The organism is Nitrospirillum amazonense (assembly GCF_007828045.1).
GTDB lineage: Bacteria > Pseudomonadota > Alphaproteobacteria > Azospirillales > Azospirillaceae > Nitrospirillum > Nitrospirillum amazonense_C.
The window spans coordinates 1-16,471 of sequence record NZ_VITN01000010.1 but is presented as its reverse complement, the minus strand read 5'-3'; the positions used below and the strand labels follow the sequence as shown (position 1 = coordinate 16,471).

14 protein-coding genes are annotated in these 16,471 nt (G+C 64.3%); 8 read left to right on the top strand and 6 right to left on the bottom strand.

Annotated features, from left to right (window positions below):
- Nucleotides 1-486: 486 nt before the first annotated feature.
- From FBZ89_RS16425 to rhmD, 5 genes are all read right to left on the bottom strand, one after another.
- Nucleotides 487-1,725, bottom strand: coding sequence for a sugar MFS transporter (locus tag FBZ89_RS16425; protein ID WP_145613696.1), 1,239 nt, complete (start codon nucleotides 1,723-1,725; stop codon nucleotides 487-489).
- Between the two features lie 71 nt (nucleotides 1,726-1,796).
- Entirely contained in the window at nucleotides 1,797-2,699 is a 903-nt protein-coding gene (locus FBZ89_RS16420; protein ID WP_145613697.1) for an amidohydrolase family protein, read from the bottom strand.
- A gap of 40 nt (nucleotides 2,700-2,739) precedes the next feature.
- Complete coding sequence (locus tag FBZ89_RS16415) at nucleotides 2,740-3,492, bottom strand: SDR family NAD(P)-dependent oxidoreductase (RefSeq protein ID WP_145613698.1); 753 nt, start codon at nucleotides 3,490-3,492, stop codon at nucleotides 2,740-2,742.
- Nucleotides 3,489-4,361 carry a 2,4-didehydro-3-deoxy-L-rhamnonate hydrolase gene (locus FBZ89_RS16410; protein ID WP_145613699.1) on the bottom strand — a complete coding sequence of 291 codons (873 nt, stop codon included), beginning with the start codon at nucleotides 4,359-4,361 and terminating at the stop codon, nucleotides 3,489-3,491. Before FBZ89_RS16410 ends, FBZ89_RS16415 begins: the two co-directional genes overlap by 4 nt.
- Nucleotides 4,362-4,373: 12 nt before the next feature.
- On the bottom strand, nucleotides 4,374-5,555 hold the full coding sequence (gene rhmD, locus FBZ89_RS16405; protein WP_246134626.1) for an L-rhamnonate dehydratase: 1,182 nt from the start codon (nucleotides 5,553-5,555) through the stop codon (nucleotides 4,374-4,376).
- Between the two features lie 333 nt (nucleotides 5,556-5,888).
- On the opposite strand from rhmD, the gene lra1 reads away from it, so the two are divergent.
- From lra1 to FBZ89_RS16375, 6 genes are all read left to right on the top strand, one after another.
- Entirely contained in the window at nucleotides 5,889-6,680 is a 792-nt protein-coding gene (lra1, locus tag FBZ89_RS16400) for an L-rhamnose 1-dehydrogenase Lra1 (protein WP_484213820.1), read from the top strand.
- A 60-nt stretch (nucleotides 6,681-6,740) separates the two neighbouring features.
- Nucleotides 6,741-7,601, top strand: a complete 861-nt coding sequence (locus tag FBZ89_RS16395; RefSeq protein ID WP_211115264.1) for an alpha/beta hydrolase — start codon at nucleotides 6,741-6,743, stop codon at nucleotides 7,599-7,601.
- A 110-nt stretch (nucleotides 7,602-7,711) separates the two neighbouring features.
- Nucleotides 7,712-8,044 carry a hypothetical protein gene (locus FBZ89_RS16390; RefSeq protein ID WP_145613703.1) on the top strand — a complete coding sequence of 111 codons (333 nt, stop codon included), beginning with the start codon at nucleotides 7,712-7,714 and terminating at the stop codon, nucleotides 8,042-8,044.
- 272 nt (nucleotides 8,045-8,316) lie between these two features.
- Nucleotides 8,317-9,453, top strand: coding sequence for an HlyD family secretion protein (locus FBZ89_RS16385; RefSeq protein WP_145613704.1), 1,137 nt, complete (start codon nucleotides 8,317-8,319; stop codon nucleotides 9,451-9,453).
- Between the two features lies 1 nt (nucleotide 9,454).
- Complete coding sequence (locus FBZ89_RS16380; RefSeq protein ID WP_145613705.1) at nucleotides 9,455-11,005, top strand: MDR family MFS transporter; 1,551 nt, start codon at nucleotides 9,455-9,457, stop codon at nucleotides 11,003-11,005.
- Nucleotides 11,005-12,444, top strand: a complete 1,440-nt coding sequence (locus FBZ89_RS16375; protein WP_145751025.1) for an efflux transporter outer membrane subunit — start codon at nucleotides 11,005-11,007, stop codon at nucleotides 12,442-12,444. Before FBZ89_RS16380 ends, FBZ89_RS16375 begins: the two co-directional genes overlap by 1 nt.
- 31 nt (nucleotides 12,445-12,475) lie before the next feature.
- Here the strand turns inward: FBZ89_RS16375 and FBZ89_RS16370 are convergent, their stop codons facing one another.
- Nucleotides 12,476-13,387: a helix-turn-helix domain-containing protein gene (locus tag FBZ89_RS16370; RefSeq protein ID WP_145613707.1), complete on the bottom strand. Its 912-nt coding sequence runs from the start codon at nucleotides 13,385-13,387 to the stop codon at nucleotides 12,476-12,478.
- A gap of 130 nt (nucleotides 13,388-13,517) precedes the next feature.
- On the opposite strand from FBZ89_RS16370, the gene FBZ89_RS16365 reads away from it, so the two are divergent.
- Both FBZ89_RS16365 and FBZ89_RS16360 read left to right on the top strand, forming a co-directional pair.
- Nucleotides 13,518-14,393 (top strand): hypothetical protein, encoded by an 876-nt coding sequence (locus tag FBZ89_RS16365; protein ID WP_211107235.1) that lies wholly within the window; start codon nucleotides 13,518-13,520, stop codon nucleotides 14,391-14,393.
- A 427-nt stretch (nucleotides 14,394-14,820) separates the two neighbouring features.
- Nucleotides 14,821-15,801: an alanine racemase gene (locus tag FBZ89_RS16360; protein WP_145613708.1), complete on the top strand. Its 981-nt coding sequence runs from the start codon at nucleotides 14,821-14,823 to the stop codon at nucleotides 15,799-15,801.
- Nucleotides 15,802-16,471 lie beyond the last annotated feature (670 nt).

The window sequence follows — 16,471 nt, the reverse complement described above, 5'->3', positions numbered from 1 at the left end:
GGTGTTAGTAAGTCAATACTCAATAACACGCTAACGTACAATTCCCTGGACGGGATGTGCTGTCCAGCATTTTCCCCACGCCAGCACCAACGGCCCGCCGCAGCGCCTGGGCAGGTAAGCAGAACCAAAGACAAACGGCGGTGGTTCGACGCCCGCGCTTGCCGGCCTAGACGGCGGGCAGCGGCCTATTGCGAAAGGAATTCAGCAGTATAATTAACCTCCGGGATTTTCCATAGCCGCCCTTTACTGCAGTGGGCGCGGGGCACGCGATCCAAAGGGCGCACGGCCCCCCGCATTAAGATCGGGACAGAAGCGATTCCGCCGCGGGTATGCAGTAAGAAAGTCGCGACGTGACCGGTCGGAGATCAACCTCCCCTGCGCGGCATGCGGAATGCATCCCCTCGGCAATCGACTATTCCCGGGGCCTGGGACCCGGGTGCAAAGAATGGGAATCGCCGTCCCAGGCTTGCGACGTCACCGGGCGCATCAGGCGCTGTACCGTGCCCCCCGGGCGCCGTACAGGGCGACCACCACGAAACCCAGCGCCGGCAGGATATAAGCCGCCGGGAAGCCGTAGGCCTCGGCGATCAGGCCCATGGGGTAAGGCAGGACGACGCCGCCGCCGATGGCCATGACCATCATGGAGGCGCCGCGCTTGGTATTCGGCCCCAGGCCCTGGACGCCCAGCGCGAAGATGGTCGGGAACATGGTGGACATGAAGAAGAAGACCGCGATCATCGCGATCAACGACACCCGGTCGAGGCCCGCCGCCACGACCAGCGACAGCGCGACATTGATGACCGCGAACAGGGTCAGCAGGACCCGTGGCGAAATCCGTCCCAACAGGGCCGTGGCGACGAAGCGGCCGGCCATAAACAGTACCAGCGCCAGGGACAGCAGATAGGCGGCGCCTTGGGCATCGAGGCCCGCCCAGGTATCGATGGCGACGTTGACGAAAAGCGCGCCGCACCCAACCTGCGCCCCGATGTAGATGGCCTGGGTCAGCACGCCCAGGACGAAGTGGCGATGCTGGTACAGGGGCCGTCCGTCCGCGCCATCGCTGGCGTGCTCCGGCTCCGCGATTTCCGGCAGGTGCGCGCGGCCCACCACCAGAGCGAAAACGGCGATGGCCACGCCGATGATGGCGTAGATCAGCTGGACGTTGTCATGCGCGCCCTCGCCGGCGGCGGTTCCCTTGAAGAACAGGCTGCCGCCGATCAGCGGCCCGATGAAGGTGCCCAGGCCATTGAAGGACTGCGCCAGATTGAGTCGGCGCGACGCCAGTTCAGGGGACCCCAAGACGTTGACGTAGCTGTCGGCGGCGGTTTCCAGACAGGCGAGACCCGAGGCCAGCACGAACATCGACAGCACGAAGGGCAGGAACTGGCCCAGCGATGCGGACGGGATGAACAGCAACGCGCCCAGGGCGGTGACCATCAGCCCAATCAGGATGCCGACCTTGTATCCCACCCGCTGCAGCAGAAGGCCGGCGGGCAGGCTGACCAGCAGGTAAGCCCCGAAATAGGCAATCTGCAGCCAAGTCGACTGCGCCGTGCCCACGTGCAGCGTGTCCTGGAAATGCTTGTTCAGCACGTCCAGCAGGCCATAAGCCAAGCCCCAGATAAAAAACAGGCTGATGGCGAAGGCCAGCGCCGTGCGCAGAACCCGCGGCGCCACCTGATCATGCGCCACCTGCTTATGGACCGATGCTGTGTATACACTCATGAAACTGCCCCTCCCTGGGCGCCGGCGGCTGCCCTTATTGTCACTCTGTCCTAGCGCTTGGGGCGCAGGTGTTAGGCCGCGATGCGGTAGATGCGGGCGGCGTTGCGCCCGAACAGGTCCCGCCGCTCATCCAGCGAGAAGCCACCCAGAATCTGGTGATAGGCGCCCATGACGCGATCGATGTTCCCGAACAGACGGTCCGTGGGAAAATCGCTGGCCACCATGCAGCGGTTCGCGCCGAAGAGATCGATGGTCTCAAGGATCAACGGCCGGATGCTGTCCACCGTCCATCCCCGATCCACCAGGCCGAAGCCCGAAAGCTTCACCGCCGCGTGCGGCAGGGCGGCCAAAGCGCGCATGCCCGCCCGCCAGAAAGCCAAGCCACCCGGCTCATGCAGCAGCGGCATGCCGCAATGGTTCAGGATCAGCGGTATCTCCGGATGGGCCGCCGCCAACTCCGCAGCGGCGGCCAGCTGACCCGGGTAGCATTGCAGGTCGAACGACAGGCCGTGACGGGCCAACCGGGCATAGCCCTGCCGCCAGGCCGGATTGGCCAGTGGATCGTTGCGATTATAGGTCCGGCGCGGATCCAGGTGCCAATTGGCGATGTGCCGGATGCCTCGTACCCGGGGGTAGGCGGCCTGTTGCTCCAGCATCTGTTCGACATCACCGCCATCAAGGGCGGCGAAGGCGACAATGGCGCTGGGCAAGCCGCCCTCCTCCGCCAATTGTTCCAGCCAGGCGGTTTCTTCCAGCGCCTGGGCCGGGTCGGCGCCGGCATCAATATGCACGGCACCGACCGGCGACCATGGGGCCAGTTCTTCCCGGTAGGCGTCAGGCAGATAGGTATGGGCGATGGCTTCGGTGCTGCCATTCGGCCCGTCGTCCGAGAACGGCGGTGTTAGCCAAGCGTACTTGAGCCGATCCAGGTTCCAGAAATGGACGTGGGCATCTACGAACGGAATCGCATCCATCGCCTATCCTCCCTTTGTTCTTAGCCGTCAGAGGAGAAGGCTAGTACGTCGTGCGACCGCCTGAGGTATCGAAGGTCGACGCCGTGGTGAAGCTGCATTCCTCGCTGGCCATGAAGCAGACCATGGCCACGCTCTCCTCCACATGGCCCAGGCGCCCCATGGGAATCTTGGAGCGCATGTAGTCCACCTGGCTCTGCGGCAGCTGGGCCAGGATGGGGCTTTCGAAGGTCGCGGGGGTCAGGCTGTTGACCATCACGCCCTTTCCGGCCAGTTCCTTGCCCAGCGACTTGGTGAAACCCAGAACGCCGGCTTTACTGGCGGAATAGGCGCTGGCGTTGGGGTTGCCCTCCTTGCCGGCCACCGACGCGACGTTGACGATGCGGCCATAGCCGTTGGCCAGCATCAGCGGCACCAGCGCACGGCAACAATAGAACAAGCCGTTCAGGTTGATGTCGATGGTGCGGCGCCAGCTGTCCAGCGGGAACTCGTGCACCGGCACGGTGGCACCGGTGATGCCGGCGGAGGCCACCAGCACGTCCAGCCGTCCGCCAAGCGCCTGGTGGCTGGATTGGGCCGCCGCCGCGACGGCATCGGCATCGGTGACGTCCAGCGCCACGCTGAAGGTGGCGCCCACCTCGTCCGCAGCAGCGGCCAAGGTGTCGGGATTATTGTCCCAGAGGGCGACCTTGGCCCCTTCCGCCACCAGGCGGCGGGCGGTTTCCTTGCCCAGGCCGGAGGCGCCACCGGTGACGATGGCCGTGCGGCCCGCAAAACGATCCTTGAACACGGTCATGCCAGCACCTCATCCCCCAGGTGGCGCCATTCCACCACCTGCTGCCGCTGGGTTCCCAGCTTCGCGATCCCCAAATCCATAACGTCACCCGCCTTGAGGAAGATGGGGGACGGCTTCTTCCCTTCGCCAACGCCCGGTGGCGTACCGGTGATGATGAGGTCACCGGGGAACAGGGTGATGTACTGGCTGGCGTAGACGATGATTTGGCGGACGTTGAAGATCATCGTCCGGGTATTGCCGGTCTGCATGCGCTGACCGTTCACGTCCAGCCACATGCCCAGATCCTGCGGGTCGCCCACCTCATCGGCCGTCACCAGCCAGGGGCCCACCGGGCAGAAGGTGTCGTGGCCCTTGCCCTTGCTCCACTGCGTGCCGCGCTGCTTCTGATTGAAGCGTTCCGACACGTCATTGGCCAGGACGTAACCCGCCACATGATCCAGGGCCTGGGCCTCCTCGACATAGCGGCAGGTCTTGCCGATGACGACGCCGAGTTCCACCTCCCAGTCGCTGTGGGTGGAGTTCCTGGGCAGCATCACCTCATCGTTCGGCCCCGTCAGACTGGACAGGGCCTTGGCGAACATCACCGGCTCGGTCGGGATGGGCAGATTGGATTCGATGGCATGGTCCTCATAGTTGAGGCCGATGGCCACGATCTTGCCGATGCCCCGCACCGGCACGCCATACCGAGGCGTGCCGGGCACGGCCGGCAGGCTGGCCGGATCAACGGCGGACAGACGGGCCAACACGTCGGACGTCAGCGCCGCCGGCGTGATGTCGGCGATGCGGGAGGACAGGTCACGGATGACGCCATCGGCGTCGACCAAGCCCGGCTTTTCTTCGCCGCGGCGGCCAAAGCGACAGAGCTTCATAAGAAATGATCCTTAGTGCGTATAGGGGCGGTGCAGGGTGACGGCGGGGTTGAGCTCCACACCGAAACCGGGCTTGTCCAAGGCCGTGGCCTTGAGGCGGCCATTGACCGGAACGGGCTCGCCCAGCAGCTGGGGATGGAACATGGGCTGAACCTGGTCGGCCTTGGGCGCCATCATCAGGAACTCGGCGAACGGGCTGTTATGCCGGGTGATGACGAAGTGATAGCTGTAGACGCTGGAGCCATGGGGGATGACCATGACGCCCCGGCTGTCGGCCATGGCGGAGATCTTCAGCAGCTCGGTGACGCCGCCACACCAGCCCACGTCGGGCTGGATGATGTCGCAGCACTCCATCTCCATCAGCATGCGGAAGCCCCAGCGGGTGGCCTCATGCTCGCCGGTGGTCACCAGCATGCCGGCGGGGGCGGCCTTCTTCAGGGCGGCATAGCCCCAGTAATCGTCGGGGCTCAGCGCCTCCTCGATCCACTTCAGGCCATATTCCTTGGCCTTGTGGGCCAGGCGGGTGGCGTAGTTCAGGTCCAGCGCCATCCAGCAATCGAACATCAGCCAGAAGTCCTCGCCACACCGCTCCCGCATGGTGGCCAGCTCGGCGATGTTTTTGGCCAGGCCTTCTTCGCCCTCGGCGGGGCCGTGGTGCAGGGGCATCTTGCCACCGATGAAACCCATGCCCTTGGCCAGGTCCGGCCGCGCGCCGGTGGCGTAGAAGCTGAGCTCATCGCGCACGGCCCCGCCGAGCAGCTGGTACACCGGCTCCTGCCGCAGCTTGCCCAGCAGGTCCCACAGGGCGAGGTCGACGCCGGAGATGGCGTTCACCACCAGGCCCTTGCGACCGTAGTACTGGGTCCCGAAGTACATCTGGTCCCAGATCTTCTCATAATCGGTGGGGCTGCGGCCCTCCAGGAAGCGGGCTAGGTGCTTTTCCACGATATAGGCGGCGGGCTCGCCGCCCGTGGTGACGGCGAAGCCGACAGTGCCGTTCTCCGCCTCGATCTCCACCACCAGGGTGCCCAGCACGTTGATGCCGAAGCTCTGCCGGCTTTGCCGGTATTCCGGGTACTTGGCCATGGGCGTGGCGATATGGTCGTCGATCCAGTGGCCATCGCCCTGGTCGTGATAGTCCGCACCGCCGCCGCGCACCACATAGGCGCGCACCTGTTTGATCTTCGGCAGCATCAACCCCTCCCTTGACCTTGCTTCTCGCCCGGCGTTCCCGCGCTTCGCAGGTACCGCCGAGATTGGATATTGCCATATGATGGAATTGTGTTCTATATGATAGAAAAAATCGCGTCAACGGGAAGATGCCCGTAAACAGACCGTGGTGCGATCACGGCCAAGGCAAGAGCCAGAAAGATCCGATCCTCACATTTGTATGGGACGTCAATCGGCAATGATTCTCAGGATTGTGGAAATCCTTAAGAAACAACCACCTAGAGCATCCGCCTTATTGACTTCATAGTCGAGATTCCATGTCTGATAAATTGTCAGCATGACCGAAATCATAGAATTATGACTGGGAGATACTGCACCATGGCAACGCCACTACTCGCCGGAAAGGTCGTTCTAGTGACTGGCGCATCGACCGGCATCGGCCGGGCGGCCGCCATCGGCGCCGCGCTGCACGGTGCCGACGTCGCCATCAACTATCACTCCGACGACGCCGGCGCCGCCTCTTGCGTGGCGGAAATCAAGGCCTTTGGGCGGCTTGCCGTGGCAATCAAGGGTGACGTCGCCGATCTGGCCACCGCCACCGACTTCATAACCCGCGCCTGCGACGCCCTGGGCAAGGTGGACGTTTTCGTCAACAACGCCGGCATCTGCCCCTTCCACGCCTTCCTCGACATGCCGGCAGAGACGCTGGAACGGACGATGCGGGTCAACCTACACGGCGCCTACTACATGGTGCAGGCGGCCGCCAACCGTATGGTGGCTCAGGGGAATGGCGGCTCCATCATCGCGGTGTCTTCCATCTCCGCCCTGGTTGGCGGCGAATATCAGACGCACTACACCCCGACCAAGGCCGGGGTGCATTCCCTGATGCAGTCGGCGGCGATCGCCCTGGGCCGCCACGGCATCCGCTGCAATTCCGTGCTGCCCGGCACCATCCTGACCGAAATCAACAAGGACGACCTGGCGGACGAAGGCAAGCGCACCCGCATGGCCGCCCGCGTGCCTTTAGGCCGTCTCGGCGCGCCTGAGGACCTGGCCGGCCCCATCGTCTTCCTGGCGTCGGACCTGGCCCGCTATGTCACCGGCGCCGCCCTGCTGGTGGACGGTGGCGCCTTCGTGAACCTGCAGTAAGCCCGTCTCATGCTCGCCCGGACACGATACGCCCTCCTGATGGGCGCACTCATTTCGGCCATGGCCGCCAACGCGCCCGCCGGCGCGCAACAGGCCGCTCCCCCAGCCAACCCCAACGCCATCATTCTTGGCACCGGTGGTGTCGAGAATGGCGCCGCTGAAGAAATTTGGTATGGCCGTGGGGTGCAACTGGCGGTGCGCAATGTCACCCAGTCGACCCTTACGCCCGTGCTGCCGGACAAGGACAAGGCCACCGGTGCCGCCGTTATCGTCGCGCCCGGCGGGGCCTACCGTGTCCTGTCCATGAATAACGAGGGCTGGTCGATCGCGCACTGGCTGGCGGATCATGGCGTCGCCGCCTTCGTCCTCAAGTACCGGCTGATCCCGACCCCCGCCGACCCGCCGGCGTTCGCCAAGCTCATGACGAGCCGCTTGGCCGAGATGGCCCAGGCACCGGCCGGCACCCCTTGGCCGGCGTTCCCCCCCGCGGTGGAGGACGCCGAAGCAGCCCTGAAGCTGGTACGCACCCACGCGGCCGATTGGGGCGTGGATCCTGGACGCGTCGGACTGATGGGATTTTCCGCCGGCGCCCGGACCATACTTGCCGTCACCTTGCGGGCCACGCCGGACAGCATGCCTGCCTTCATCGCACCCATTTATGGACCGATGAACGCCGAGACCGTGCCCGAGAAAGCCCCGCCCCTGTTCGCCGTGATGGCCATCGATGATCCGCTGCTGTCCAAGACGGATTTCGGCCTCATCCAAAGCTGGCGCCAAGCGCACCGGCCCGTGGAACTCCATGTCTATCAAAAGGACGGGCACGGCTTCGCGGCCGGCAATCCGGGAACGACGGCGGCGGCCTGGCTGGACTCGTTCCTGCTGTGGCTGCGCATGAACAAAATTCTGCCGCCGTCCACCTGAGTCACTTCACATGGTCGTGGACAAAGCGCCCGGCCTATATTAGAACGTCACCGTTCGTTTTAATCCGACAGCAGCCCGCCGCAGGGATGCCAAAACACTGGGAGATCGCCATGTCGTTTCTGAAATACACCGCCCTCGCCATCGCGGTCGCCGCTGCCCCGCTAAGCCACGCCGCTTTCGCCCAGTCGGCCGCGCCGGCCGCTGCTGCGCACGCCGCCCCGGCCCATTACAGCACCGCCGAAACCGAAATCGGCAAGCTGCTGGATGATCCGGCCGCCAAGGCGCTGCTGGACAAGTACATCCCCGGCATGACCAGCAACGACCAGATCGACATGGCCCGCGCCATGACCCTCAAGGATATTCAGCAGTATTCGCCGGACCAGGTGAATGACAAGGTCCTGGCGCAACTGGACGCTGAATTCGCCAAGATTCCGGCGAAGTAACCAGCGTAGTGTCGCCTCGGCGACATTGTTCTTCTCTCCGATTCATAACTCGGCAAGGTCGTGGACACCCACGGCCTTGCTTTTTCTTTGCCATTGCGCCTCCGGGCCCGACCCGGCCAAGCATCCTTATAATGATACGATATCGTTCGATTAAACTTTCCATTTGCCGTCGCACCTGATAGGAAATCCCCACAAGGCCGCGCCGTGAAAACGGGCAATCCGGTTTCACCTTTTCCGCTCTGCGCGCCATCCTCCGTCAGCCGAAGTCCACCATGGCAGAGACCGCCCCTGGGTCGCCGACACCCGCCCCGCCCCCCGCTCGCCGCGGTGGACGTTTTCTATCCACCATCCTGATCACGACCTTGGTGGGCGCGGCCGGCGCCGGCTATGCCTATCATCAGGTCCAGGGGCGCTATTTCCAGGAAACGGATGACGCCTACGTCCACGCCGATGCCATCGTCATCTCATCCAAGGTTGCCGGCTATGTCGCCGAGGTCCTGGTGGAGGATAACGCCGAGGTTCAGGCCGGCCAGCCGCTGCTGCGGATCGACCCCCGTGACTATCGGGCCCAGGTGGCCCAGTCCCAAGCCCAGGTCGCTGTAGCCAAGGCCAACGCCGAGAACATCCGCGCCTCGATGGCGGAGCAGATCGCGGCAATCGAACGCGCCCAGGCCCAACTGGATGCCGCTGAAGCACGGGCGATTTTCGACCGCAGCCAAATCATACGGTATGAGCCTTTGGCCAAATCCGGCGCCGAACCGGCTGAGCGCCTGGCCCAGCTGCGCCAGACCGCCAGCGCCTCAGCGGCCGACGTGACAGCCCAACGGGCCGCCTTGAGCATGGCCCAGCGTCGGAGCGCCACGCTCAAGACCCAGTTGCAGCAGGCGATGGCCCAGGCGGACGCGGCCCAGGCGCAGCTGGACGCCGCGGCCGTCAATCTGGAGGCCACACTGATCCGCGCGCCGGCGGCCGGCCGGGTGGGGGACAAGACGGTCATGCTGGGGCAGTTGGCCCAGCCCGGAACACGGCTGCTGTCCATTGTCCCGGCGGACAAGGTCGACATCGAGGCCAATTTCAAGGAAACGCAGATCGGGCTGATGCGGCCGGGCCAGCCAGTGAAGATCACGGTCGACGCCCTCAGCGGCCAAGAGTTGAGCGGACGGGTGGCCAGCATCGCGCCTGGCACGGGCGCCCAGTTCTCCTTGCTTCCGCCCCAGAACGCCACCGGCAACTTCACCAAGATCGTCCAGCGCGTGCCGGTGCGCATCATCCTGGAGGCCGGGCCTGAAACCCGGCAACTGCTTATCCCCGGCCTGTCGGTAACAGCGACCGTCGATACCCGCGGAGCCAAGGATGTGCCGGCCCGCATCGACCGCGAGCAGCGATCCGCTGTCCGGCAGGGCACCTGACATGGTGACCGCGCAGGACACGGCGGGCCGCACCAACGCCGACCTCACGGCCTGGCTGGCGGTCGCGGCCGGCACGCTGGGCGCCTTCATGGCCACCCTGGACGTTTCCATCGTGAATTCCGCCCTGCCCACGATCCAGGGGGAAATTGGCGCGACGGGCACGGAGGGCACCTGGATCGCCACCGCCTATCTGGTGGCGGAGATCATCATCATTCCCCTGACCGCCTGGTTGGAGCAGCTGCTGGGCCTCCGGCTCTTCCTGCTGGGGGCCACGCTGCTGTTCACCGGCTTCTCCGTCCTCTGCGGTATTTCTTCCAGCCTCCCGGTCATGATCGTCGGCCGCATCGGCCAGGGGCTTACCGGCGGGGCCATGATCCCCACAGCGATGACCATCATCGCGACCCGCCTGCCCCGGCACCAGCAACCCATCGGCAGCGCGCTGTTCGGCATCACCGCCATCCTCGGGCCGGTGATCGGCCCCCTGATCGGTGGCTGGCTGACGGAGAATATCAGCTGGCACTACGCTTTCTTTCTCAATCTCCCGGTTTGCACCGCCCTGGTCCTATTGTTGCTGCTGGGCCTCCCGCGCCAAGGCATGAGGCTGGATCGGCTGCGCGAGGCCGATTGGTTGGGGATCATCGGCCTGACCCTGGGCCTGGGCGCCCTCACCGTCCTGCTGGAAGAAGGACAACGCGAACTGTGGTTCCAGTCGCCCCTCATCCTCCAGATGGCCTTGTTGGCGACCTTGGGCTTCGCGCTGCTGATCGTGGGGCAGGTCACCGCCCCACGGCCGGTCATCCATCTTGGACTGCTGCTGAACCGTCAGTTCGGGTCGGTGGCGATGATGGGCATGGTGGTGGGCATGGTAGTCTACGGCAGTTCCTATGCCATCCCGCAGTTCCTGTCGGTGATCGCCCAGTACAACGCGCTGCAGTCCGGCACCATCGTCCTGATCTCCGGCATTCCCAGCCTGCTGCTGATGCCCTTCACACCCTGGATGGTGCGCGTCCTCGATATCCGCGCGGCCCTGGCCGCAGGCTTATTGATGATTGTGGCCAGCTCCTTCCTGGACACCGATCTCTCCTCCGCCTCGACCGGTGGCGGCTTCGTCTTTTCGCAGCTTCTGCGCGGTGCCGGCACCATCTTCGCCTTCCTGTTCCTGAGCCAAGCCGCCATCACTTCGGCCCCGGCGGAATACACGGGCGACGCTTCCTGCCTGTTCAACGCGGTGCGCAACCTGGGTGGTTCTTTCGCCTTGGCTGGCATCAGCGCCGTCCAGGACCAACGCACCTGGTTGCACAGCCGGCGGCTGGAGGAGGCGCTGCACGCCAACGGCCTTATGGTGCAGGAATGGCTGGCCGGGCTGGCCCGCATCACCGGCAGCCGCGGCGGCGCCCTGGAGATGGTCTCCAGCCAGGTCCAGCAGCAGGCCCTGACCATGACCTACAACGACCTGTTCTGGCTGCTGGGCGTGGGCTCGGCCTGCGTGCTGCCCCTGGTCCTGTTCCTTAAACCCCTACCCAAGGGCGCCGCGCTGGCGGCCATGCACTGATGCGCACCTTCCCGCTTCCCCTCATCGCCTTGGCCTTCGTCGCCGGCTGCACCGTCGGCCCTGATTATGCGGGCCCGCCCGAGCTGCCTGGCAACCTGACCGCCGCCGGGATGTTCCATCGCCAGGGCGATACCGCTTCCCTTGCCCGCGCGCCCATCGCGGCTTGGTGGGAGACGCTGGCCGACCCCGCGTTGACGGCACTGGTGCAGCAGGCGCTACGCGCCAGCCCCACCCTGGCAGCGGCACAAGCCAAGCTGCAAGGCGCCAGGGCTGGACTGGCCCGGCAGCAGGCGGATGGCATGCCCAAGGCCAGCGCCCAAGCGCTGTACCTCCATACCCATACGCCCAGCGACCTGCTAGGCGGCACGACCGAAACCTCGACCGACAGCGATTTCGTCAATATTGGTTTCGACGCCGCTTGGGAAGCCGATCTGTTTGGCGGCCACCGGCGTGCGGTGGAAGCCGCCGGCGCGCAAGCCGAAGCCAGCCGATACGATCTGGGCGATGCCCAGATCAGCCTGGCGGCCGAAGTCGCCCGCGCTTATGTCGGCCTGCGCAGCGCCCAGGAACGGCATCGCCTTACCCTGCGGTCCATCGGACTGCTGGAGGAAATGCTGGCGCTGTCCCGCCAGCGCCAGTCCGCCGGAACCGCTCCTGCCATTGCGCTGACGCCCCTGCCGGGCCAACTCGCCACCGCGCAGGCCGATGAGGCCGAATTGGCCACCGAGGTGGAAGGATACCTGGATCAACTCTGCCTGCTCACCGGCCAGGTGCCGGGTTCTCTGGATACGAGCCTGGGTAGCGACGCTCCTGTTCCCCTGCCCCCTGCCGAGGTAGCGGTGGGCGATCCGGCCCAACTGCTGCGCCACCGGCCTGACATTCGCGTCGCCGAACGGACGCTGGCCGCCGCCACCGCGCAGATCGGCGTGCGGGAGGCTGACAAGTTCCCGCGGGTGAGCCTGCGCGGCCTGGTGGGCCTGGGTGGCAACGGACTGGCGGCCCTCACCCATGTCGGCAACACGGTTGCCCTTGGAACGCCGTCGCTCAGCTGGACTTTCCTGGACTTCGGCCGGGTCACCGCCGCGGTGGACCAGGCCACCGCCGAGCGGGACGCAGCGGAGGCCCAATATCGCGCCACGGTTCTGAAGGCATTGTACGAAGCCGAAAATGCCCTATCGCACTTTGGTGGACAGCGGCGGCAACTGGCGCGGGTAGCAACCGCCGAAGCGGCCGCTGCTGAGGCGGTGGATCTCACCCGGCAGCGCGCCACGCGGGGCACGGCCAGCCGCCTGGACCTCCTCGATGCGGAGCGCCACCAGACCCAGGCCCTCATCGCGACAGCCCAAGCCACGGCGGCGCTGACGCTGGATTACGTGGTCTTGCAGAAGAGCCTGGGCCTGGGATGGAGCGAGACCCAGGCGACCGCCCAAGCATTATAAGGACGGGGTCATTCGGTGGACGGTCGCAGCGTCAGCCACGCTTGTGCCGCTTCATATACTGCTTGGGCGTCATGCCGATCGCTCTGCCGAACGCCACGCAGAAGCTGCTGGGTCCTGAATAACCCAAGCGGTGCGCGATCTCCTTGAGCGTCAGATCGGTATCGCACAGCAGGCTCTTGGCCTTCGCCATCCGCACATCCGCCACGAAGTCCCCGATCCTCCTGCCGGTCGAGGCCTTGAACGCGCGCGAGAGGTGCCGGGGGCTGATCTCGCACAGAGCCGCCAGTTCCTTGAGCGGCGGGTGGTGATCAACCATGCCCTCGACATAGTTGGTCAGACGCCGCAGTTGCCAACCAGCTAAGGCGCTTTCCGCCAACATCTCGTCGCGCCCGGCATCGCCCAAGTAGCGACCGAGTTCGATAAGGGAGACCTCTGCCAGGGTGGCGACCAGCCTCTCGCGACCGGGCTGGGCCTCGGTCAGCTCTTTCAGAAGCCGGTACAGATCACGGCGAATAGTAGGCGCCCGGATGTCTATGGCGGCTGAAATCTGCCGTTCCGACCAGGGGCCGCTCAGGCCGCTCGCCTGCTCGAACCACGGCGACGGGAACATGCAATAAAGGCCGCGATACTGCTCCGCCCCACCGGGCGCCTCAACACGAAGCCGGGCGCCACGCGGCACGAAGATGACATCGCCAACCGGCGCCCAGGCTCCCGGCTTGCCCGTCGCATCCAGGAAGCTGCAGCGTGAGAAGCGGACCTCGGGCGTCAGCGACATGCTGAGGGTATGGGCATCGGCTTCAAACTCTCCCTCGAAGGGAGAGGGTTGCCGATACGTCTGGACTTCAAAGGTCCCCTCACCAAGTGCCAGGGCCGCATCCACGCTGTAGGGAATTGGAGAGACCATCTTGGGCCCATCGCTTTGTCGCTTACCGTCGGTAGCCATCTAAAAAGAAATGGCCATTTCGAGAAATGAATACCGAAAGGCCCTGGCATCCCTCCGGTCTACCTTATCGGCACCCTGACCGGTGGACAACACGGGTCGGCAGAAAAATCGACTTGGGAGGGAAAATCACGTGTCCGAACTTAATTATTCCGACTACACGCATGATTTCATGGGAAAAGTCGGCAACATCGAGGACTTTTCGCGCGACTTTCTCGCCGAGTTGGCGCGCATTTTCGAAGACACGCTGCACTTCCAGTATTACGCGCACACCGCCGTGTATTCAAAGAAGGTTGGGGTGAACGCCGCATGGGACGTGGCGGCGCAGATGTCTCGCGGCCCACTTCGTCAGTCCATGCCGATGGCCCGCTTCATCGCCCCCGAAGGCTGGGATTGGAAGAGCGCGCAATACCAAGCCAAGCCTTTCGACATCCAAAGCAGCGACCTGGCCAAGCCGGCCCTGATCCGGCTCATCCAGAGCTACTGGGACCAGTACCTGAAGGCGCACAACTATTGGATCGACATCTGGGTCAAGTCCATTCCCGAGGAAGAGGTGTGGAATGGCCTGCCCGAAGTCTACGAACACATCATCGCGTACCAATACCCGAAGCTTGCGAAACTCTTCAAGATCGAGCCGATTCACGTCGTCGACTACCTGAAGATGGCCGTCCTCAGTATCGACGGCACGCTGGGCTACGGTGGCGAATATATCGTCATCAATCCGGACTACATCGTCCTGAACCTGAATCGCTGCGAGGTGATGCAGAAATACATGGACGAGGGGCTGTACCCGCCGGACCGGGCCTGGCGGAACTGCACCTTCGAGCAGCGGATTTCCGCGCCCTTCTTCCCCGGCTGCAAATTGGAGATCAAGCTGCCGCCGCCAGACCTGAAAATCCCCCAGGGCCATCCCTTTTGCGTGTGGATCTACACCCGGGGGGATCAGACGGCGGCCGGGTACAAGCCCCTCCCGCCGCAGCCGCAATTCCAATTCAACTCGGCGGAATAAGCGGCACCTGGGATGCCCGCAGCATGGTGGGCGTGCTTGACGGACTGGTCGAAGCCGAGAGATCCGGGTGCGACGTGGCGATCATTGCCTGCGGTGGTGATCCCGCGTTGCAGCCGGCGCGTGACCTGGTTTCCATGCCGTCATCGGCCTGACCGAGAGTGCAATGCACATCGCTTGTTCTCTCGGTCACCGTATCAAGGTCGGCACGATGGACGATGCCTCCATCGCTCTGATCGAGCGTAACTGCTGAGCGATTTGGCTGCGATCACGTTGAGGGCCGCATGAAACCGAACCATGTCAATACACCGCTGATCGGCGTGACAGGATCAAGGGGGATGCTGAGTACGCCAGCCCTTGTGCTGGACCTCGATCGGTTCGAAGCGAATTTGCGCCTGATGATGGACTTGGCGCGGCGCCATGGCATGGCATGGCAATACGGCCGCACGCCAAGACCCATAAATGCGTGGAGATTGCCCGCCGCCAGCTGGCGGCGGGAGCCATCGGCCTATGCTGCGCGAAGCTGGGCGAAGCCGAAACCTTCGTTCGTCACGGCATGGGCTACCTTTTGTTGACTTCGCCCATCGTGACGGCGGCTGGCATTCAGCGGCTGATGGGCCTGATACGGACGGCACCCGAGACCATGGTGGTGGTCGATGACGCCCGCAATGTCATGGACCTCGCCGCCGCTGCCACCGCCAGTGGAGTCCGCTTGCGCGTGCTGGTTGACCTGGACGTAGGCTTGAACAGGACCGGGGTCGCCAGCGTTGAAGAGGGCGTTGCGTTGGCCCGACTGGCGCACGAGGCCGCTAGCCTGGATTTTCGGGGCATGCAGGCCTATGCCGGTCATGCCATGCACATCGTCGGCCGGGAAGCGCGTCACACCGAGCTGACACGGGCCGCCGAGTTGACATGGCGGCTCCGGCGGGCGCTGACGGCTGCCGGCCTGATCCCAGCCATCGTCACCGGCGGCGGCACCGGCAGCGCTGATGCCGACGTCGCAGCCGGCGTGCTGACCGAACTGCAAGTCGGATCCTACATTCTCATGGACAGGGAATATCAGGATGTGTGGCAAGACGCGGGCGAACGCCCGCCCTTCGATTGCGCTTTGTTTTTGCAGACGACCGTCATCAGCGCCAACCGGCCCGGTCAATGCACGACCGATGCCGGCTGTAAGGCCTTCGCCACCGATGCCGGCGCCCCCCGTATCGTTGCCGGGGCGCCCCCAGACGCACGGTACGATTTCTTCGGCGACGAGCAGGGGCGGGTGACATTCGCCCGGACTGAAGATCGGCTGTCCCCTGGCGCCGTCCTGACCTGCATGACGCCGCACTGCGACCCCTACGGTAAACCTGCACGATATATTGCATGTGGTGCAGGGCGACCGGTTGGTCGACATCTGGCCCCTTGAAGCACGCGGGTGCGGGCAATGACGTCGCGCAATGCTTTGAACCAAGCCGCACTTGGCGGCGTTGCCGCCAAGTGCGGCTTCGCGCGCGAGGATCAATGTAACATTGACAACATCTGCTCCATCTAGGAGAGGAACGACGCGAACTTCAGCCACACCAATGGTGGTCACGTCGCCGCTTTCATCCGCCCTATGGACATGCTGTCCATCGACTTGGTGAAGGTGCCGATGGTCGCCATGATCGTCTCTTGAGATATTCCAAGGCTCCCGTCGCAGCCTCGACGGTGATCCCGTGCCCCGAGTGCCATGCCATCAGACTCCTGGAGGCAGTGACCGAGCTAGTAGCGGCCGTACCTGCTCGGTTCTCTGAAGTCGCACCTGCCCTTTAGGAATAGTGGATTCCGGTTCGAGACCCTCAATCGTAGTTGGTCCAACGAAAAAATCTGTTGGTATTTGTGTTGGTATGGTGCAGGCAACGACCCAATTTCCCATTCAATCACAATGCATTATAAATTCATCCGAGTCCCTCCCTGGGAGCCAATAGAGCCCCCGGAACCGCAAGGTTCCGGGGGTTTTTCTTTGGTGCGCCAGGCATGGCGCGAGGTGCGTAAGCACCGAGAGCCGGGTTGGTAACCGGCTTGTGACTTGGAGGTGGAAGTCCTCTACGGACCCT